At 71.2% G+C, this 18568-nt stretch carries 17 protein-coding genes; 13 read left to right on the top strand and 4 right to left on the bottom strand.

Annotated features, from left to right (window positions below):
* Positions 1 to 1495: 1495 nt before the first annotated feature.
* Both ACFW6P_RS23690 and ACFW6P_RS23695 read left to right on the top strand, forming a co-directional pair.
* On the top strand, positions 1496 to 2761 hold the full coding sequence (locus tag ACFW6P_RS23690; RefSeq protein ID WP_386357358.1) for a ParA family protein: 1266 nt from the start codon (positions 1496 to 1498) through the stop codon (positions 2759 to 2761).
* On the top strand, positions 2758 to 3840 hold the full coding sequence (locus ACFW6P_RS23695) for a ParB/RepB/Spo0J family partition protein (protein WP_386357361.1): 1083 nt from the start codon (positions 2758 to 2760) through the stop codon (positions 3838 to 3840). Before ACFW6P_RS23690 ends, ACFW6P_RS23695 begins: the two co-directional genes overlap by 4 nt.
* A 2-nt stretch (positions 3841 to 3842) precedes the next feature.
* Here the strand turns inward: ACFW6P_RS23695 and ACFW6P_RS23700 are convergent, their stop codons facing one another.
* On the bottom strand, positions 3843 to 4055 hold the full coding sequence (locus ACFW6P_RS23700) for a DUF6207 family protein (RefSeq protein ID WP_386357407.1): 213 nt from the start codon (positions 4053 to 4055) through the stop codon (positions 3843 to 3845).
* A 628-nt stretch (positions 4056 to 4683) separates the two neighbouring features.
* On the bottom strand, positions 4684 to 4818 hold the full coding sequence (locus tag ACFW6P_RS23705; RefSeq protein WP_386357364.1) for a hypothetical protein: 135 nt from the start codon (positions 4816 to 4818) through the stop codon (positions 4684 to 4686).
* Positions 4819 to 5018: 200 nt separating this feature from the next.
* Here ACFW6P_RS23705 and ACFW6P_RS23710 point away from each other — a divergent pair, with 200 nt between their 5' ends.
* From ACFW6P_RS23710 to ACFW6P_RS23730, 5 genes are all read left to right on the top strand, one after another.
* Entirely contained in the window at positions 5019 to 5156 is a 138-nt protein-coding gene (locus tag ACFW6P_RS23710) for a hypothetical protein (RefSeq protein WP_386357367.1), read from the top strand.
* Positions 5157 to 5996: 840 nt separating this feature from the next.
* Entirely contained in the window at positions 5997 to 7109 is a 1113-nt protein-coding gene (locus ACFW6P_RS23715) for a bifunctional DNA primase/polymerase (protein WP_386357370.1), read from the top strand.
* On the top strand, positions 7106 to 8626 hold the full coding sequence (locus ACFW6P_RS23720; protein ID WP_386357372.1) for a phage/plasmid primase, P4 family: 1521 nt from the start codon (positions 7106 to 7108) through the stop codon (positions 8624 to 8626). The genes ACFW6P_RS23715 and ACFW6P_RS23720 overlap by 4 nt, the downstream gene beginning before the upstream one ends.
* Positions 8623 to 9024: a DUF6009 family protein gene (locus ACFW6P_RS23725; RefSeq protein ID WP_386357375.1), complete on the top strand. Its 402-nt coding sequence runs from the start codon at positions 8623 to 8625 to the stop codon at positions 9022 to 9024. Before ACFW6P_RS23720 ends, ACFW6P_RS23725 begins: the two co-directional genes overlap by 4 nt.
* Positions 9025 to 9220: 196 nt before the next feature.
* Positions 9221 to 10756: an FAD-dependent monooxygenase gene (locus ACFW6P_RS23730; RefSeq protein ID WP_386357378.1), complete on the top strand. Its 1536-nt coding sequence runs from the start codon at positions 9221 to 9223 to the stop codon at positions 10754 to 10756.
* Here ACFW6P_RS23730 and ACFW6P_RS23735 read toward each other — a convergent pair.
* Complete coding sequence (locus ACFW6P_RS23735; RefSeq protein WP_386357381.1) at positions 10749 to 11417, bottom strand: ScbR family autoregulator-binding transcription factor; 669 nt, start codon at positions 11415 to 11417, stop codon at positions 10749 to 10751. The genes ACFW6P_RS23730 and ACFW6P_RS23735 overlap by 8 nt on opposite strands.
* A gap of 149 nt (positions 11418 to 11566) precedes the next feature.
* Between ACFW6P_RS23735 and ACFW6P_RS23740 the strand changes: the two genes are divergently transcribed.
* On the top strand, positions 11567 to 12421 hold the full coding sequence (locus ACFW6P_RS23740) for an NAD(P)H-binding protein (RefSeq protein WP_386357384.1): 855 nt from the start codon (positions 11567 to 11569) through the stop codon (positions 12419 to 12421).
* A 52-nt stretch (positions 12422 to 12473) separates the two neighbouring features.
* On the opposite strand, the gene ACFW6P_RS23745 is transcribed toward ACFW6P_RS23740, so the two are convergent.
* On the bottom strand, positions 12474 to 13448 hold the full coding sequence (locus tag ACFW6P_RS23745) for a ScbA/BarX family gamma-butyrolactone biosynthesis protein (protein ID WP_386357387.1): 975 nt from the start codon (positions 13446 to 13448) through the stop codon (positions 12474 to 12476).
* Positions 13449 to 13829: 381 nt separating this feature from the next.
* Between ACFW6P_RS23745 and ACFW6P_RS23750 the strand changes: the two genes are divergently transcribed.
* The 5 genes from ACFW6P_RS23750 (at position 13830) to ACFW6P_RS23770 (ending at position 18504) form a co-directional block, all read left to right on the top strand.
* Positions 13830 to 14018: an acyl-CoA carboxylase epsilon subunit gene (locus tag ACFW6P_RS23750; RefSeq protein ID WP_386357390.1), complete on the top strand. Its 189-nt coding sequence runs from the start codon at positions 13830 to 13832 to the stop codon at positions 14016 to 14018.
* Between the two features lie 111 nt (positions 14019 to 14129).
* Positions 14130 to 15716: an acyl-CoA carboxylase subunit beta gene (locus ACFW6P_RS23755; protein WP_386357393.1), complete on the top strand. Its 1587-nt coding sequence runs from the start codon at positions 14130 to 14132 to the stop codon at positions 15714 to 15716.
* A gap of 75 nt (positions 15717 to 15791) precedes the next feature.
* A complete protein-coding gene (locus tag ACFW6P_RS23760) occupies positions 15792 to 16409 on the top strand; it encodes a ScbR family autoregulator-binding transcription factor (protein WP_386357395.1) in 618 nt (205 codons plus the stop codon).
* 202 nt (positions 16410 to 16611) lie between these two features.
* Positions 16612 to 17439, top strand: a complete 828-nt coding sequence (locus ACFW6P_RS23765) for a BTAD domain-containing putative transcriptional regulator (RefSeq protein ID WP_386357398.1) — start codon at positions 16612 to 16614, stop codon at positions 17437 to 17439.
* Positions 17440 to 17757: 318 nt separating this feature from the next.
* Entirely contained in the window at positions 17758 to 18504 is a 747-nt protein-coding gene (locus ACFW6P_RS23770) for a 4'-phosphopantetheinyl transferase family protein (RefSeq protein WP_386424680.1), read from the top strand.
* Positions 18505 to 18568 lie beyond the last annotated feature (64 nt).

Here is an 18568-nt window from a genome sequence, read left to right on the forward strand (position 1 = left end):
CCCTTCTCGGACCGATGACGGTCAGCCGGTCCACCCCCTCTCTCGTACTCGGACGGTGTGCACAGGACGCGACCGCGCGGCCGACCTGAGTCCCGGAGTCTGCGACTCCGGGACTCAGGTCTTTCCGATCGTGGTCAGACAGCTGCGATCTGGCGACGGGCAGTCCGTACCCAGCTCGATGCGCGCTCGACGGCGGCGAACAGGGTTGGTTCCCATCCGGCGACGGCGAGCCCGGCATTGTCGGCAGGGGCCTGCGCCAGCGAGGACGGAGAGCTGCATCGCGTACTCGATGCCACCCACGTCGCGCACCGTCATGCGGACTGCGACACGGGCCTCCAAGCCGGCGGTACGGCCTGACTCACCGGAGAGGCGAGCGGCGGCCAGTTCTTCTCAGCAGCGGGCGATGTCCTCCATCAAGGCCGCGGTCGTTCGGCGTTGAGTCGCATCGACGCCGGAAAGGCCTGGCTGACGGAGATCCTGCACCCGGGGCCTGCCCCTTTCCACGCGCCGGCCGGCCTGCGGGGGCGCTGTTGTGGGGCGCGGCGAGTCACCGCGGTGCCAACGTCTGCCGCTGGACCGCTGGACGTCCGCGCTGAGTTCCAAGCTGAGCTGGAGGCATGGGAGCAGCACGTGCCGCCGAGAACAGCCCCCAGGACGTGGCCACCGAACTCGACGCTGATCCGGCGACGTTGCAACACGTCGTCGGTGAGGCCGTTGCCCCTGCCGCGCTGACGGCGCCAGCCGCTACGGACGAGGATGCTGCTGCCTCTGACGAGCCAACGGAAGCGGTGGCTCCCCCGGTCTGCCTCACAGCAGATGACCGACAGCAACGCCACACTCCAGCAGGCCCACCCACACTCCACCGCACTCCAGGACCTCCGAGTGGAAGAAGAAGGAGACGGCGCGTGGTGCGTCCGGCCACCTGTTCCACGTTATGAAGATGAATGAGGGGTGAGCGCTTCGACCGGCTGAGGGCGACCACCGCGACGTCGAGTGCTTCCGCAAGACCTCGACCGCTAGGTGTGACAAGGTCGCTGGACGGGCACAGGCGGCGGACCGCCTATGGCGACGCAGTGAGAGGAACGGATCGGACCCCCCGGCCGCCGACGCTCTGCGGGCCATTCACGGAAGTCGTTCGAACGCCTAGGCCCGCCCGGCGGGGGCCGCCGCTGGAGTCGCGGGGTGCCGCCCACCTCACGGTTGGCACCCGGGATTGCGCCCCGGCTGGGAGGCACTGTCTCGGCCCTGCCTGCCGCTACAGCCGCGTCCCATCTGACTGTGCGAACCAGCAGGGCGTGTTCTCACGGCCATCGCCTGCCATTACGGCGTAATAGCAGACCCCGCCCGCCGTCGGGTCCACCCGCGCCCGGAAGGCGGAGCTATTACGGCGTAATAGCTCCCACGCAGGCCCGAAGTCCTCCTGACGAAGCAACAGGTAGGCAAGGTAACGTGTCAAGGGCAGCAAAAGATCATGAGCGTTAGTATGGTGTCCTTCATGACTTCGCCAGCCACCTCCAGCGACCGCGAGAAGGTCGTGTCCAAACTGCCGGGATGGCTCCGGCAGAACCTCAAGATCAGAGCCGCGCAGCACGGCATCGAGATCCAGGCCGCTGTTGAACAAGGCATCACCGACTGGTGCAACCTGGCCTCCTCCCCCGCCCAGGTCGACACCGCCGGCGCGAGTTCCTTCTCCACCTTCCTCCCCCACGGCCACTGGGAAGAGTTCACACGCACTGCATCCGACCGTCGCGTCTCCCTCGTCCAAGGCCTGGCCCAGTCCGTCCAACTGTGGCTCGACACCCACCCCGCCCCCGATGTGAAACGACCGTCCATCACCCGTCGCATCATCGTCTGCAACCAGAAAGGCGGCGTAGGAAAGACCGCCATCACGGCCGGTCTCGGCGAGGCGCTCGCCGAAGACCCCAACACGCTGCACTCCGTGCGCGTCGCCAAAGCCCTTGCCAAAGCCCTACGCGCCAGTGAAGTACACGAAAATCACCACGAGCAAGAAGCCGATCCGCTCGACGTGGAGAACCTCCCCGGACTCGGACAGCGAGTGCTTCTGGTCGACTTCGACCCCCAGTGCCACCTCACCAACCAACTCGGCGCCTCTCCCCTGCCGATGAACGGCGACAGCCTCACCAACCACATGGCCGGCGACGCCAAGGGCGATCTCCGCAACCTCATCGTCTCCATCGACGACGAGACCTTCGGCGGACGTCTCCACCTCCTACCCGCCTGCAACGACGCCTTCCTCCTCGACGTGCGCCTGTCCGCGGTACGCGCCCGCGAAGCCGCCCTCGAGCGCGCTCTCGCCCCGCTCGAAGCCGACTACGACGTCATCGTCGTCGACTGCCCACCCAGCCTCGGTCTCAGCATGGACGCCGCCGCCTACTACGGGCGCCGCCGCGATGGCGAGGCACCCGGACAATCCGGCGCCCTCATCGTCGTCCAAGCCGAAGACAGCTCCGCCGACGCCTACGATCTGCTCACCACGCAGATCGACGACCTGCGCGCTGACCTGCAAGTCGACATCGACTACCTCGGCATCGTCGTCAACCTCTACGACTCACGCCGCGGCTACATCGCCACCTCCTCCCTCCAAGGGTGGGTCGACATAAAGGACCCACGAGTCGTCGGCCTCATCGGTGACCTCAAGGAACAGAAGGAAGCAGTACGAGTGAAGAAGCCCCTCCTGTCGTACGCACCGAAATCGCAGCAGGCGATCGGCATGCGAGCACTGGCCCGGGAGGTGTCGTGAGCAAGGCCAACCAGCTGGGAGCCGGCCGCTTCGGTGGGGGAGTGCGCCCCGTCAGCGCACGCCGACAGGCCGTCGCAGCAGCCACCGGCGTGCCCACCGACGGCGTAGCACCTCCCACCGAACTCCCCCCACACCGGATCAGCCTCAACCCTGACAACCCCCGCTCCAGCCTCGGAGACCTCACCGATCTCGCGGGCAGTCTGCGGACCCACGGGCAGAAACAAGCGATCACGGTCATGAACCGCGACGCCTACATCAAGGCCAACCCGGAACGCGAACCCGACCTGGAACCGGACACCACACACGTCGTCATCGACGGCAGCAGCCGACTCGCTGCCGCACGCGACGCTGGCCTCACCACCATCAAAGTCATGGTCAGTGACGACCAGGGCGCCACCTCAGAAGAACTCCTCGAAAGCGCCCTCGTCGCCAACATCCACCGCCAGGACCTGTCAGAGCTGGACGAAGCCCGCGCCCTCCAACGACTCCTCACCATCCACGGCAGCCAAACCGCCCTGGCAAAGCGCCTTCACCGCTCCCAAGGATGGGTGTCACAACGACTTGCCCTGCTCAACCTCACCCCCGAACTCCAGGCCCGCATCGGTGAAGATCCCATCGACCTCCTGCGGGCCGTGGGAAGTAAACCCCCTGAGCAGCAGGAGCCCGCACTCGCGGCGCTCAAACAGGAACGAGCCCGCAAGGAGTCTGAAAGGCAGGAGCGCAAACGCACGAAGCAGACCAGGCCCGACGCCTCAGCCGCTCAGGCGGTCGAAACGACGGACGGCTATTACGACGTAATAGAGGACCGTGGCCTGGATGCGCACCCCTCCACCTCCCCAGAGCATGAGACTGCTGGCGGTCAAGCACGCGCAGAGGAGGAAACGCCCAGTCTTCCCACACAGCCAACCCCCAAGGGGATCGCCGCTGGGGGAGGAGAGCAGCAGCCCAAACGGTTCCCGTACGAGGACGGCGTGTCCGCGGCGTGGTATCTGATCCACAGGATGCCGCCAGAGGAGTTCGACAAGATGTTGGACCTGCTCATCAAACACAGGGACAGCCAGGCTGCTTCTGCCCGATGACCTCACGCCTCATCCAGAGGTTGACTGATCTGGCGAGCGCGAGGGCTGATTCCCGAAAGCGGGCACCGGCCTTCGCGTCGACCAGGCGTGCCTGCGCTCGGTACAACAACACGCCGCACGGCGAGCAACTCCTGGACCGCAACGGCGGTCTGGTCGTCCGCAGCCGCATCCTCCATCACCACCAGGCCCTGTTCCGCCATATCCGCTCCGGCGATCGCACCATGCGCAGGCGGCCGCTGAAGTCTCGCCGACCGTGATCTTTACCCGACCGTCTCGAGCACTCTGCTCCCTGCCGCCCGGCGCTTCTGTCCGGTTCTCCGGGCAGGGGACCTTGCCTGTCGGCACCTTCGCCATCCCCTTCGACGGACGACTCTGCGCAGCCCGCCAGTAACCCCACCCACCCCAGTCACACCGGCTCGTTCGACGGACCCCGTGTTCGGGGTGGTGCCGTCGGCGAGGTGGGCGACGTCGTGGACCAACCCCACGCCTCGGCGTCGCACGCCGACGTTGTGGACGGTGATGGCGGTGGCACCGGCCAGTCCTCCGCTCACCGCCGGGACGATCTCCGCCTCGGGAACCCGAAGATGCCGGCCGCCCACCAGGGTCGGGTGCGGCGGGAACGCGCTGGTCGAGACGAACCCGTACTGCGCCCGCGGTTGAGCCGTCATGGCGGTGCCCCCAGGGCTGGTCGCCGGCCCGGAGCGGAGGTAGACGCCGCAGCCGTACGGGTCTCCGGGAGCCCGGTCGAAGCGTCGTCTTCCTGACCTCGATGTCGAGGTCGGAGCGCAACTGCACAGGCCGTCGAGATGGCTGACGCGGCAGGGCAGTACCCAACAGACAGCGTCAGCCCTCGATGTCGAGGTTGCCGCCCACGATGTCGGCTCTGAGGGTGTTGAGGCGTTGCATCGACTGGACGGCACCGGCCTGGTCCTGCGAGGCGACTGACAGTTCCAGCGCGCGGGCGGCGACCATAGCCATGACGACGCCGTCGCTCGTGCCGTTTGTGGTCGAACCCGTGCCGGCGTGATCCTGTCCGGCAGCCATGGGTCAACAGCCGTTGGCCGCCAGGGTGAGGGCGAACGGTGCCCTTGTGAGTCCCCAGCGCAGACGGCGTTCGGCAGCGGTTCGCTGACTCGCCGTGACCACTCCACAGAACCTGAGCCAGAACCGGAGAACGGATGCCGGAAGCCGGCCCGGCCGAGCATCTGGTGCTTGAGCATCTCGATCCGGTCGCCGCGGGCATCGACCGCGACGCCGTCCTCGCCGGCCTCACTCCGCCCTGGAGCTCCGGCGTCGTAGAAGGCCACGTCAAGTGATTACGGCGTCATCACCCGGGCCGCCGGCGCGCCCGTGGCCTCGGGGGAGGGGATCCCCGAGCCGCGGGCGGACGCGGCAGCGCCGGGAGCCGGTGAAGGACAGCGGGTGCGCATGGTGCCGTACGGCCAGCCGGGCGGGCTGGCGATGCTGCTGGACACCAGGGGGGAGAGCGGCGACGACTTCTTCGACCTGCTGCGGCTCCTGAGCAGGAAGGGGCTGGAGCGTGACCCGGCACGGCTCGGGGAACTGGCTCGATCCCTCGCCGAGCAGGCCGCATCCCGGATCGGGGGAGGCGTCGGACGGTGGGGGAGCAGCGACCGAAGCGACCCAGTCGGGCAGTTCCCGGGGAACGGGGGGTGCGGGTCCCGGAGGGCGGGCGCAGAGTCGCTGCAGGATCGCTCAAGAGGCGCCGGAGTCGGCGCCGTTGATCGGCCCGGGATGGCGGGAGGCGACTGGCGCCCGTGTCGGTCGCTGTCCGTCGCTGGGGAGAAAGGCCAGGTCAGAGGGATTCTTTCTGGTGAGTAGCGACCGAAGCGACCGAAGGCCGGGGTATATGGAGACATTGGCGCGTATGTGTGTGCGTGCGCATGGCCTCATATACAGGGGGCTTGAGTCGCTTCGGTCGCTGCGCTCTCGCTGCCAGCCCTTGTGACCTGCTTCTTTGTCGAGCGGTGCGGGAAGCGGAGCGGGGGCATCCGGTCGCTGGGGTGCTCGTAGAGTCGCTCGGGTCCCCGGCCGCGGGTTCTGACTCGGTTCTGGCTCGTGTCTCGTTCTGCCTCCTCCGTTTCGCTAGTCTGTTCCAGTCGTTCAGTCGCTTGAGTCGCTCATGGGGGATGCGCATGGCTTCTGAGCTGCCGTCTTTACGTAGCGACTCACGGGGATCGGATGCCGGTCCGGCAAGCGTCGTGCGTTCGCTGGCAGTTGCCCGATGGTGTGCCGGCCGGGGGTGGCCGGTCCATCCCCTTGCGCCCGGCCGCAAGACCCCGGCAGGCAACTGTGCGTCCTGCCGGGAAGAGGGACACACCCATGTGGGATGCGGCTGTCCTGCCGCGGGCCGCTGGTGCCACGGATTCCGGGCCGCCACGCTGGACGCGACCAGGATCGAGCAGTGGTGGGGGAGCCACCCGGGCCTCGGGGTGGGAGTCGCCTGCGGCCCGGCCGGTCTGGTGATCATCGACATCGATGCGCACGGCGCGCAGGTGCCCGACCGGGACCGTCTGCTGCCCGGTATCAGGATCCCCGCCGACGTCGACCTGACCGGGCTCGCCGACGGGTTCCACACCATCGCCCTGCTGGCCGCACTGCGGGGCGCCGGCAGCCCCGCCGACGACGGGACGACCCTGCGCGTGCGTACCCCGTCCGGGGGGCTGCACGTGTGGTACCGGGCCCAGCGCGGGCACACCTGGCAGTGCTCCACCGGGTCGGGCGGCGGTCGTTCGCTGGCCTGGCAGGTCGACGTACGGGCGAGCGGCGGGTACATCGTCGCCCCGGGCATGGTGACCGAGGCGGGTGCCTACGAGCCCGTCGGGCCCGCGCGGGAGCCCGCTCCGCTGCCCGTGTGGCTCGCCCGCGAGTTGGAGCGCACCGGGCATCTGCCGCGGCCCCGGATGCCCGCGTCCCGGCCGGTGCCGCCCCGGGCCCGGCAGGCCGTCCTCGCCGCGGGAGGGGGCCGCTGGGCCGCGGGGAGGGCCCTGGCGGCGCTGCTCGCCGACGTGACCGGCTGTGCGGCCGTTCCCGAGGGAGCGGCGTTCTCCGAGAAGCTGAACCGGGCCGCCTACACCGCCGGAGGGCTGGTGGCTTCCGGGCACCTGGCGCAGCAGGAGGCGGAACGGGTGCTGTGGGACGCGGCCGAGTACGCCCGTCCCGGGCAGGAGCGGCGTTACGCGGCCATCATCCGTGCCGGTCTCGACGCCGGCCGGCTGCGCCCGCTGTCTCCTGGAGGCCGGACATGACCTCCCGCCCCGACGGCACCCTCTTCGACGCCCAGGCGGTCGCCATGCAGATCCTCGCCCAGCCCGATGTCCGGTCGGGGGCTCAGTCCGGTGCCCAGACGGGGGCGCCCGGTCCCGGGCGGGACGGTGAGGCGACCGCCGACGGGCTGCTGCCCGACACGCTCAGCGACCGGGGCAACGCCAAGCTGTTCGTGAAGCTGTACGCCAACGACTACCGGCATGTGCCCGGCCTGGGCTGGTTCCGCTGGGACAGTACGCGGTGGCAGGTCGACGAGGACGACACCGTGATGTGGGCCGCCGGTGATCTGGCGGAGTCCCTTGCGGGCACCGATCCGCGCGGGGTGTTCACGGCGGCGGCGCTGCAGCAGCACCGCCGCCGCGCGCTGAGCACCAGCGGCATGAACGCGATGCTCACCCAGGCCAGGTCCGCTCCGGGGATGGTGCTCAACGCCTCCCGGCTGGACGCCGATCCGTACGCGCTGTGCACTCCGGCCGGCATCGTGGACCTGCGGACCGGGGCCACCCGTACGCCGGATCCGAACCGGGACTTCCACTCCCGTTCCACGACCGCGGCTCCCCGGCCGATGCCCACCCCGCGCTGGCACCGGTTCCTCGCCGACACCTTCGGTGACGGCCGCGAGGGGGCGGAGATGATCGGCTTCCTGCATCTGCTGCTGGGGTACTCCATCACCGGGGACGTCGGCGGCCAGGTGATGCCGTTCCTGTTCGGGTCCGGCAAGAACGGCAAGTCGGTGCTGCTGGACGTGCTGATGAAGCTGCTGGGGGACTACGCGGACGCCGCGCCGCCGGGGTTCTTGATGGCCCGGCCCTACGAGGGGCATCCGACCGATCTGGCGGAACTGCACGGCCGGCGCGTCATCGTGTGCAGTGAGGTGAAGCCGGGGGACCGGTTCGACGAGGCGCGGGTGAAGCTGCTGACGGGTGGCGACCGGATCAAGGCCCGGCGGATGCGGCAGGACTTCTTCAGTTTCGAGCCGACGCACAAACTGTGGCTGCTGGGCAATCACCGGCCGGAGGTCGGTTCGGGTGGGTTCGCGTTCTGGCGGCGGATGCGGCTGATCCCGTTCGAACGGGTGGTGCCCGACGACCGCAAGATCGACAACCTGGCGGACATCCTCGTCACCGAGGAGGGCCCGGGGATCCTCAACTGGCTGATCCTGGGCGCCAGTCGCTATCTGAGCGGCGAGCGGGACCTGACCGGCCCGGAGCGGGTGCGGATCGCCACCACGGCGTACGCGGAGACCGAGGACCACACCGGGCGTTTCCTCGCCGAGTCATGCCGGCTGGGGGGAGGTCTGCGAGCGGAGCAGGCACGGTTCTACGCGGCGTACCGGACGTGGTGTCAGAATGAGGGGGTCCCGGCCATCTCGCCACGCGCTTTCGCAGCCCGGGTCCGCGAAGTGGTGGGACTGGCGTCGCCCAAGCAGATGCTCCTGTCCAACCAGCGGAAGTACTACCCGGGTATCGGACTGGTGCTCGACGAGGAGACGGCATGAGCGCTCTCATCGCCGAGGACGAGCTCGTTCACGAGAGCGACTTCGTCTGGCTCGAGGACATCTCGCGGCTCGACTACGTCCGGCAGAGCCTGGACCGGCTGCCGACGCGGCGTGGCAGGCCGGCGTACCACCGCGACGGGCGCATGGTCGGGTACGCGCTGCTGGGGCCGGGTGCCAAGCCGTCGCGTTCCTCGGGCACGTTCCGGCGCCGGGTGTTCTGGCTCCTGCCGCACGACCGCGACACCGACCCGGAGGGGCTGTACGCGATCGGGGCCCCGGCCGAGGCCGTCGATCCGCGCACGCTCGCGCCGGGCGGCAAGGGGTGCAAGACGGAGCGGTCGGAGGGCGGGCCGCCGTCGTTCGCCATGCGGGAGCTGGGGATCACGCGGCCGTTGTGAGAGCCCTCCGGCCGTCTGTCCCGGACGTGTCGGGCCCCTCTGGGTACTCCACAAGGCGTTGCAAAGAACCGTCCAACCGGTATATTTCCCGGCACCCGTGCAGCTGAGCGAGTGCGATGCGTCACCTCCGGGCGCCGGCCCGGGAGTGGTTGCTCCACGTGTCCGGGTTCCGGTCGACAACAGGGGGAGATCCGAGATGGCGGACCTCATACAGGCACAGGTGGTGATCGCCGGCGGTGGGCCGGTGGGGATGGTGCTCGCCTGCGAGCTGGCGGGATACGGGGTGGCCACCGCGGTCGTGGAGGCCGAGAGCGCCGTGTCCCGGCGGCCCAAGGCGACCACCCTGCACGCCCGGACGGTCCAGTGCCTGGTCCGGCGCGGCTATCTGGACGGGCTGCCGCACTGCGGGGGTGAGGAGGGGCGGGCGACCAGTCCGTTCCACTTCGCGGGGATCCCGGGACTCGGCATCTCGGCCCCGGCGGCCGAACCGGAGCCCGTCCTCAAGCGGGCGCAGGAGGACCTGGAGCGCCACTTCGAGGAGCGTGCCCGGGCCGCGGGGGCGCTGATCGTGCGCGGCCACCGGGTGACCGAGGTACGGCAGGGGCCGGACGGGGTGCGGGTCAGGGCCGACGGCCCGGACGGCCCGGTGATGTGCTCGGCCCAGTACCTGGTGGGGGCGGACGGCGCCCGCAGCGTCGTGCGCGAGCAGGCCGGGTTCGACTCCCGGACGTATCCGGCGACGGTGTCGGCGCTGGCGGGCGACGTCCTGCTGGAGGAGGGGGGCGCGCTGGAGCAGGGGTGGTGCCGTACTCCGCGCGGCTGGGTCGTCGCCAAGCACCTCCCGGGCGGCGGTACCCGTCTGCGGACGCTGAACTGCGCGGGTGCGCACGGCGCACGGCACCGGCCGCCGACCCTGCACGAGCTGCGCGGGGAGGTGTCGCGGATCGTCGGGCGGGACGTGCCGATGGGGGCTCCGAAGTGGCTCAGCAGGTTCAGTGACTTCGCGCGGCTGGCCCGGTCCTACCGCAAGGGGCGGATCCTGCTGGCGGGCGACGCGTCGCACGTGCACTTCCCGATCGGCGGGCAGGGGCTGAGCACCGGGCTGCTGGACGCCGTCGACCTCGGCTGGAAGCTGGCGCTCACGGCGCGCGGCAGGGCGGGGGAGGGGCTGCTGGACAGCTACGACCGGGAACGGCGGCCCGCCGCCCAGCGGGTCATCGACAACACGCGGGCCCAGCTCGCCCTGATGCGTCCCGCTCCCGAACTCGACCCGCTGCGCGCTCTGTTCGGTCAGCTGCTGGGCGGCGAGGGGGGCGGCGTACTGGCGTCCATGGTCAGTGCCCAGGACACGGTGCTGCCCGCGCGGGCAGCGGACGCCTCACCGTGGGAGGGAAGGTTTCTGCACAATGTCGGCCTGACCACCCGGCAGGGCCGGACGGATGTGATCGACCTGCTGGTGCCGGGCCGGCCGCTTCTGCTGCTCCTGGGCGCCGGGGAGGACGGCGCCTACGCCGAGCAGGCGCGCGGCTGGGCCGGGCTGCTGCGCGTGGTGCACGCCGAGCCGGTCGCCGAACTGCCCTGTGAGGCGCTGCTGGTACGGCCCGACGGCTACATCGCCTGGGCGGCGAGCGGCGGTCCGCTGCATGCCGCCCTCACGGCGTACTTCGGTGAGGGCGGGGGAGCCGCCGGCCACGGGACGAGGGACGGTGTCCTCGCCCGGGCCCTCAGCTGACGGGGACCGGGGCGGCCGGCCGGGCGCGGTCCAGCAGCTCGGCGTGGACCCGGGCGCCCCGGTCCTCGGTGATGTCCACGGAGGCCAGGACGGAGGGCGTCACCACGCTGGGCAGGATGTGCCGCAGCAGGGAGCTGACCCTGCCGGGCAGGTCCTGGTACTCGCACACCGCCTGGGACATGGCCTGGATGCCGGCGAAGGCCCCCACCAGGACGTCGGCGGTCTCGGCGAGCCTCACATGGGGCAGCAGCTCGCCCTGGGCCTGGGCCTTCTCCAGCAGTTCGCTGCCGACCTCGCTCCAGCGCCTGAAGGGGCCGCTGCGGTCGAGCCCCTGGGCCTGCTGGTCCAGGGAGAGACGGACGCCTGCGCGGACCATGGGTTCGGTCTGGAGGCGGTGGGCGTGCAGCACCACCGTGTCCACGAGCTGCTGGACCTTGCAGGGGCGGTCGGGGATGGGCAGGTACTGGTCCTGTTCGGTCAGTACCCCCTCGGCCAGGTGCTCCTTGGAAGGGAAGTGGAAGTACAAGGCTCCCTTGGTGACCCCCGCCACGGTGAGGATCTCGCTGATCGTCGCCGCCTGGTAGCCGCGTTCCTCGAAGACCTTCGCCGCTGCCGACAGGATGGTCTGACGTGTCCGGATCGCCCGGTCCTGCTTCGCCACTTCGGCCTCCTCCCTTCGATGAGCCCGGAGACCCAAGAAAAAACCGTCCAGTATGTATCTTACAGGTGGCGAGGCTTCGCGCAGCCCCTGAGCGCCCCCGGCTTGAAAGAATCCGGAAAGGCGGACGGCACGGTGGGGGAGGACCTGCGGTGATCCTGGTGACAGGGGCCACGGGCACGGTGGGGCGGGCGCTACTGCGGCGGCTGCCCGTCGGGGTGCGGGTACGGGTCATGGCGAGGGACCCCGGGCGCGTCCCGGCGACCCGGCCGGAGGTGGAGACGGTCGCCGGGGACTACGCGGACGCACGGTCGCTGGACCGGGCGCTGAGCGGGGTGCGGACGGCGTTCCTCGTCACCACTGCGGTCGGGGGGCGGGACGACGAGCGCTTCCTGCGGGCGGCGAGCGGCGCCGGTGTCCGGCGCGTGGTCAAGCTGTCCGCGGCGGCCGTCCTCGACGACCGGGCCGATGACCTGATCACCCGGTGGCAGCGGGCCAGCGAGGAGGCGCTGCGGGGCTCCGGCCTGGAGTGGACGCTGCTGCGGCCGCGCGCGTTCATGTCCAACTCGCTGTCCTGGGCTGCGTCCGTCCGCTCCGAGGGCGTCGTGCGCGCGCTGAACGGGACGGCCGCCAGCACCGTGGTGGATCCCCGGGACATCGCCCGGGCGGCCGTGCGCGTCCTGACCGAGGAGGGGCACGGCGGACGCGCCTACACGCTGACCGGCCCCGAGGCGATCACCCCCGTGGAGCAGACCCGGCAGCTCGGCCGGCTCCTCGGCGTTCCGCTCAGGTTCGAGGAGCTGAGCCGGGAGGAGGCGCGGGCCGGCCTGGGCCGGCGTTATCCGGAGCCGGTCGTCGAGGCGCTGCTGGCCAGCGCGGAGCGGCAGCGTGCGGGTGCCAAGGCCGGGGTGGACGCGGCGCTGCCCTCGCTGACCGGGCGTCCGGCGGGTGTGTTCCGCCAGTGGGCCCGGGACCACCTGGACGCCTTCGCCCCGCTCACCGGGTGATCGGGCGCCCAGGCCGTCCGGGTGCCGCCGGGCCGTGCTCATCCGTCGCCGGTCAGCCCGTGACCGACGGCAGGGAGACCGTGCAGCGGAACACGAGCGCGTCGTCCTGATGAGCGGTCACCACCACGGACTCCTTGCGCCCCGACGCGGGCAGGCGCCGCGCCTCGATGAGGCAGGGGGCGTCCAGTTCCACGTAGCGCTTGAACTCGCTGACGACGTCCAGGGGCAGGGGCGCGCGGCCGAGGGTCGCGTTCGTGGCCTGGCGGGCCGCCTCCATCAGCGCCATGCCGGGCACGTGGTCGACCATGTGGTCGAACAGCACGGGGTGGCGGGTGTCCACCCGGAGCCGCCAGCGGTCGGTTTCCCCGATCGGGGACAGGACGACGTCCGTGGGCGAGGTGCGCCCGACGACCTGCGGGGCCTCCGGCGCGCTGAGCGGGATGACCTGCGGCATGCCGTCCCCGGAATGGCGGCCTGCGCGCAGCCGCTGGTAGACCCGGGGTGTGATGCAGGTCAGCGAGCCGCCGCCGGTCGCGGCGAGCCGGCCGTCGCGGTGGATCTCCACCGAGATGCGGAAGCCCAGCAGCTCCGTGCCGCGCAGCTTCACCTCCGAGCAGGTCACACGGAGTTCCAGCACGGCGGGGGTCCAGTCGACCCGGATGTGCTGCGGCTCGACGTGGACGCTGAGGTCGTTCACCAGGAAGTGGTGACCGAGAGGGACGCCGAACTCCGCGTGCGCCAGGAGGATGCCGGCCTGCCGGATGGTCTCGGCGGCGATCAGCGGATCGTGGCAGCCGTCCACGGTGGTGAAGAAGCTGTGCCCGCGCGGCCACTGAGCGGCGACCGTGTAGTGCTCGTCGTCGACGCGCGCCCAGTCGGTGAGCATGACCTCGGAGACGCTGGCGCGGTGCACCAGTTCCTTGGGGACGGTCGTGGTCAGAGACGGGAAGTGCGGGACGACGAAGAAGCGCGCCGACGTCGTGTCGTGCTCCTCGGCGGGCCGCATGCCGGATATCGGCTGTGCCACGCGGAACGTGCTCGCAGACATATCTGTTCCCCCTGGGCCGCAGTGGTGTGACAGTGATGTGGAGGGCCGCTCAGGCGTGTAAAGATACATACCATCCGGTTTAATTTCTAGCGGTGGGAAGCATTCCGACTGCGTGCCCCTTCCGATCGGCCCGTCCTTTCGGGGGCGCGTCCGCCTCTCTCGTCGACAGAAGAGGCGTGCGGCCTGGGATTCCTTCTGGGGCGAGCGGGACGGTGCCGGTGCCTTCGCCGCCCGGTACCGCGTGTCTCCGGCCGGACGGGCGGACGCGGGCGAGTGAAGGGGGTGCCCTCAAGCAGGTCCGGAGTCGTTCTTGAGCGGCCCGGCCCACCCTTTCCTCTGACCCGGGAAGGGGGCGATCGGATGGAGCGGGCGGAGGCGCTGCTTCGGGTGGAGCGCGGTCATGCGAGCGAGGAAGAGCTGGCGGCCCTGGCGGCGGTGTTGATCGCGCTGCGCGGGAGCGGCCCGAAGACGGGCGGGGAGTACCCGGCCGGTCCCACCGCCTGGTGGGACGAACCGGCGGGCTATGTGGCTCCCGGCAGCTGGCGCTGAGGTCGCGCCGGGCGGAGGATCCGCCGACATTGAAGAAACCGCACATTCGGTTTGTTACTATTCCCAGGGGCCGGGCGGGGCCGCTTCGGCCTGTCCCAGGAGGGACCAGATATGGCGATGACGACTGCCCCCGTGCCGAGCGGGGCGGCCGGCGCCCGCGGGCGCGTGGCCGAGCTGCGGGAGATCCGTGAGCGGGCGCTGGCCGGGCCGGGCGAGAAGGCGACGGCGGCGCAGCACGCCAAGGGCAAGCTGACGGCGCGGGAGCGGATCGGGCTGCTCCTGGACCCGGGCTCGTTCCGGGAGGTGGAGCAGCTGCGGCGGCACCGGGCGACCGGGTTCGGGCTGGAGGCGAGGAAGCCGTACACCGACGGTGTGATCACCGGCTGGGGGACGGTGGAGGGCCGGACGGTGTTCGTCTACGCCCATGACTTCCGGATCTTCGGCGGTGCCCTGGGGGAGGCGCACGCGACGAAGATCCACAAGATCATGGACATGGCCATCGCGGCCGGCGCCCCGCTGGTGTCGCTGAACGACGGCGCCGGCGCCCGGATCCAGGAGGGCGTGCCGGCGCTGGCCGGCTACGGCGGGATCTTCCAGCGCAACTCCAGGGCGTCCGGGGTGATCCCGCAGATCAGCGTGATGCTGGGCCCGTGTGCGGGCGGCGCGGCGTACTCGCCCGCTCTGACGGACTTCGTGTTCATGGTGCGGGACACCTCGCAGATGTTCATCACCGGTCCGGACGTGGTGAAGGCGGTGACGGGGGAGGAGATCACCCAGAACGGTCTGGGCGGTGCGGCCGTGCACGCCGAGACGTCCGGGGTGGCGCACTTCGCGTACGACGACGAGGAGACCTGCCTCGCCGAGGTGCGGTACCTGCTGTCGTTGCTGCCGCAGAACAACCGGGAGACCCCGCCGCGGACGGGCTGCTCGGACCCCGCCGACCGTCGTTCCGAGGCCCTGCTGGACCTGGTGCCGGCGGACGGCAGCCGGCCGTACGACATGGCCGGGGTGATCGAGGAGATCGTCGACGACGGCGAGTACCTGGAGGTCCACGAGCGCTGGGCGCGGAACGTCGTCTGCGCGCTGGCGCGGCTGGACGGGCAGGTCGTGGGCATCGTGGCCAACCAGCCGCAGGCGCTGGCCGGGGTGTTGGACATCGAGGCGTCCGAGAAGGCCGCGCGGTTCGTGCAGTGGTGCGACAGCTTCAACGTTCCGCTCGTGACGCTGGTGGACGTGCCGGGCTTCCTGCCCGGTGTCGGCCAGGAGCACGGCGGGATCATCCGGCACGGCGCCAAGCTGCTGTACGCGTACTGCAACGCGACCGTGCCCCGCGTCTCGCTGATCCTGCGCAAGGCCTACGGCGGCGCGTACATCGTCATGGACAGCCAGTCCATCGGCGCCGACCTGACGTACGCCTGGCCGGCCAACGAGATCGCGGTGATGGGCGCGGAGGGCGCGGCCAACGTCGTCTTCCGCCGGCAGATCGCCCAGGCGGACGACCCCGAGGCCGTGCGGGCCCGCCTGGTCAAGGAGTACAAGGCCGAGCTGATGCACCCCTACTATGCGGCCGAACGCGGTCTGGTCGACGACGTCATCGACCCGGCGGACACCCGAGAGGTCCTCGTCCGCGCCCTGGCGATGCTGCGGACCAAGCACGCCGACCTGCCCTCCCGCAAGCACGGCAACCCGCCGATGTAACCGACGAACGACGGGACACGGCAGGCGCCTCCGCCCGGGAGCGCCGGGACCGCGGCCCGGACCAGGAGACGACTGATGGTCAAGCAGGAGCGCGCGGCCCTGACGCGCCGGGCTCTGATCCGTGCCGGAGCCGAAGTGTTCGCGCAGGAGGGCCTCGGCCGCGCCTCGCTCACGACGATCAGCCGGCGGGCCGGGGTGAGCAACGGCGCGCTGCACTTCCACTTCGAGAACAAACAGGCGCTGACGCAGGCCATCGTGGCGGAGGCGCTGGAGGTCGTGCGCCAGATCGTGCGGGACGCCGGGGCGCGCGAGGGTGACCCGCTGGAGTCCCTGGTGGACGCCACGCACCGGCTGATGAGCAGGATCGGTGACGACGCCGTCGTACGGGCGGCCTTCGTGCTGCCCGACGGTCCGGGCCGGGGCGAGGGGCCCGCTGTCCGGCGGGAATGGCAGCTCTGGGTCGAGGGCGTGCTGCTGCGGGCCGACGAGGGCGGCTGGCTCGCCGACGAGGTGTCGGCGCAGGACGCCGCGACCGCCGTCGTGGCCGCCACGGTCGGCTTCGAGGTGCTCGGCGGCACGGACAAGGCGTGGCTGTCGGAAGCGCGGGTCACGCGGTTCTGGGAGCTGCTGCTGCCCCGGCTGACGGGACGCAGTCCGCAGAGACCCCCAGAAACAGACCGTGCGGTTCTTTAGGGGGTCCTCTGTGTGGTGCGGTGACCCTGGACCGCCCTGATTCGGTGCCGGGTTCCCCTGTCCTGACGTGAGGAAGTGCCTGTCCAAGCACCCTTCGAGTGGGGCTGGGGGAAAAAACAGCGTGGATGGTTTGGTATTGACAAACCATCCGCCCTGTTTTTTACTGGAGGTCAAGCCGGTAGCGAGGACAGGGGGAGACGCCATGGACATCGCAGTACTGGGCGCACTGGACGTCAGGGAGAACGGGGTATCGGTGACCCCGACGGCACCGAAGCCTCGTCAGGTGCTGGCACTGCTCGCCCTGCACGCGGACCAGATGGTGCCCGTCGCCACGCTGACCGAGGAACTCTGGGGCGAGCAGCCGCCGCGCAGCGCGCGCACCACGCTCCAGACCTATGTGCTCCAGCTCCGGGAGCTCATCTCGGCGGCCATCGAGCGCGATCCGCAGGACGCCCCGGCGCGCACCGCGAAGGGCGTGCTCGTCACCTCGCCGGGCGGTTACCTGCTCAACACCTCGGACGGCGCCAGCGACGTACGGGAGTTCGAGCGGCTGGCCGGCACGGGATACCGCGCCATGGACGCCGGTGACTTCGCGGGCGCGGCCCGGCAGCTGCGGGAGGCCCTCTCCCTGTGGACCGGCTCCGCCCTCGCCGACGTGCACACCGGCGCGCAGCTCGACATGGAGACCCGGAGGCTGGAGGAGACGCGCCTGTGCGCGCTCGACCAGCGCATCGAGGCCGACCTGCGGCTCGGGCGGCACCGCGAGCTGCTCGGAGAACTGACCGTCCTGGTCAGCCGCTACCGCACCCACGAGACCCTGCACGGCCAGTTCATGCTGGCGCTGCACCGCTCCGGCCGCCGCAGCGAGGCCCTCGACGTCTACCAGCGGCTGCGCACCGCCCTCGTCCGGGAACTGGGCATGGAGCCCTCCGCCGGGCTGCGCCGGATGCAGCGGTCGATCCTGGTGTCCGGGCCCGAGGCACTCGGCGCGCCCGCCGGGAGCAGCGAGCGTCTCACCCGCATCGGCTGACGGGTCGTCATGCCGCGGGGACGCCTTCCCATCCCGAGGAGGAAGGCGTCTGCCTGCCGCCCGCCCTCGCTCCGCGCCGGCACCCGGCGCGCCACGACGTCGCCGCCCCGGCCCGGCCGCGGTGCGGGCCGGAGGGCCCCGGGCGACGGCCCCCGCGCAGGGCGCACCGGTCCCCACCCGGACGGTGCCGCCGCCGGCGGCCAGGACGTCGGCCGGTACGGGGACGCGCTCGGCGTCCTCCCGTCCCGCCGCCCCCCTTCCGCACGTCTCCGCGTCCGTCGCCGGACGGCGGGGACGGCCCCTCACCGGAGTCGCACCATGCTTCCTGACAGTCCATCGCTCACGACGGCGGCATCCGCCGCGCCGCCCGCCGACCTGCTGACCGATCTCGTGGACGTGCTCGCACAGAGCGGGGTGCCGGAGGCGGAGGCGGTGATCTGGCGTTCCTCGCGCGGCAGGCCGTTCCTGCAGAAACCGCCCCAAGGGCTGCCGCGCGGCGGTCGGGAACTGGACTTCAACCTCTCGCACTCCAACGGCCACAACCTGCTCGGCGTGGTGCGCCGGCACCGGATCGGGGTGGACGTGGAGCGACTCGACCGCGGCGACCAGGGCTTCGATGCCATCGTGGCGTCCTTCGCCGAGGACGAGCAGCGGTGGGTGGCCCGGGCCGCGCCGGGCCGGGCCCGGGACCGCCGGGTGCTGCGGCTGTGGACGCTGAAGGAGGCCTACTCCAAGGCCCGGGGGCTGGGCCTCGGCCTGCCCTTCGACTCGTTCTCCTTCAGCCTGGCCGAGGACCGCGGGGTGACCGCCTTCCGGCCGCCCGGGGACGACCGTGAGCTGCGGTGGCGCTTCCTGGAACTGGAGCCGGTGCCCGATGTGCTCGCCGCGGTGGCCGTGCTGGCCGACACCGGCCCCGGCACCGACGCCTCGCCCGTGCTGCACCTGCACCACGGGTTTCCGTGGGGGCGGGCCGCTCCGCGGCTGCTGCCCCTGCCGGTGCCCGCCCGGCGGTTCGACGACGCGCCGGGCGGGCGACCGCGTCTGCCGCCGGCATCACCGGGGTGACGTGGTGACCGGCGGATCGAGCGGGGCTCCCGGTGGATCCCGGCGCGGGTGCGTTGCACGCACC

The organism is Streptomyces sp. NPDC058741 (assembly GCF_042746715.1).
In the GTDB taxonomy this organism is placed as follows: Bacteria; Actinomycetota; Actinomycetes; order Streptomycetales; family Streptomycetaceae; genus Streptomyces.

Bases quoted from the DNA above. Each gene is read 5' to 3' on its own strand.
- ACFW6P_RS23690 (WP_386357358.1), top strand. From the start codon at position 1,496: ATGACTTCGCCAGCCACCTCCAGCGACCGCGAGAAGGTCGTGTCCAAA.
- ACFW6P_RS23705 (WP_386357364.1), bottom strand. From the start codon at position 4,818: ATGGCTATGGTCGCCGCCCGCGCGCTGGAACTGTCAGTCGCCTCGCAG.
- ACFW6P_RS23710 (WP_386357367.1), top strand. From the start codon at position 5,019: ATGCCGGAAGCCGGCCCGGCCGAGCATCTGGTGCTTGAGCATCTCGAT.
- ACFW6P_RS23715 (WP_386357370.1), top strand. From the start codon at position 5,997: ATGGCTTCTGAGCTGCCGTCTTTACGTAGCGACTCACGGGGATCGGAT.
- ACFW6P_RS23720 (WP_386357372.1), top strand. From the start codon at position 7,106: ATGACCTCCCGCCCCGACGGCACCCTCTTCGACGCCCAGGCGGTCGCC.
- ACFW6P_RS23725 (WP_386357375.1), top strand. From the start codon at position 8,623: ATGAGCGCTCTCATCGCCGAGGACGAGCTCGTTCACGAGAGCGACTTC.
- ACFW6P_RS23730 (WP_386357378.1), top strand. From the start codon at position 9,221: ATGGCGGACCTCATACAGGCACAGGTGGTGATCGCCGGCGGTGGGCCG.
- ACFW6P_RS23750 (WP_386357390.1), top strand. From the start codon at position 13,830: ATGGAGCGGGCGGAGGCGCTGCTTCGGGTGGAGCGCGGTCATGCGAGC.
- ACFW6P_RS23755 (WP_386357393.1), top strand. From the start codon at position 14,130: ATGGCGATGACGACTGCCCCCGTGCCGAGCGGGGCGGCCGGCGCCCGC.
- ACFW6P_RS23760 (WP_386357395.1), top strand. From the start codon at position 15,792: ATGGTCAAGCAGGAGCGCGCGGCCCTGACGCGCCGGGCTCTGATCCGT.
- ACFW6P_RS23765 (WP_386357398.1), top strand. From the start codon at position 16,612: ATGGACATCGCAGTACTGGGCGCACTGGACGTCAGGGAGAACGGGGTA.
- ACFW6P_RS23770 (WP_386424680.1), top strand. From the start codon at position 17,758: ATGCTTCCTGACAGTCCATCGCTCACGACGGCGGCATCCGCCGCGCCG.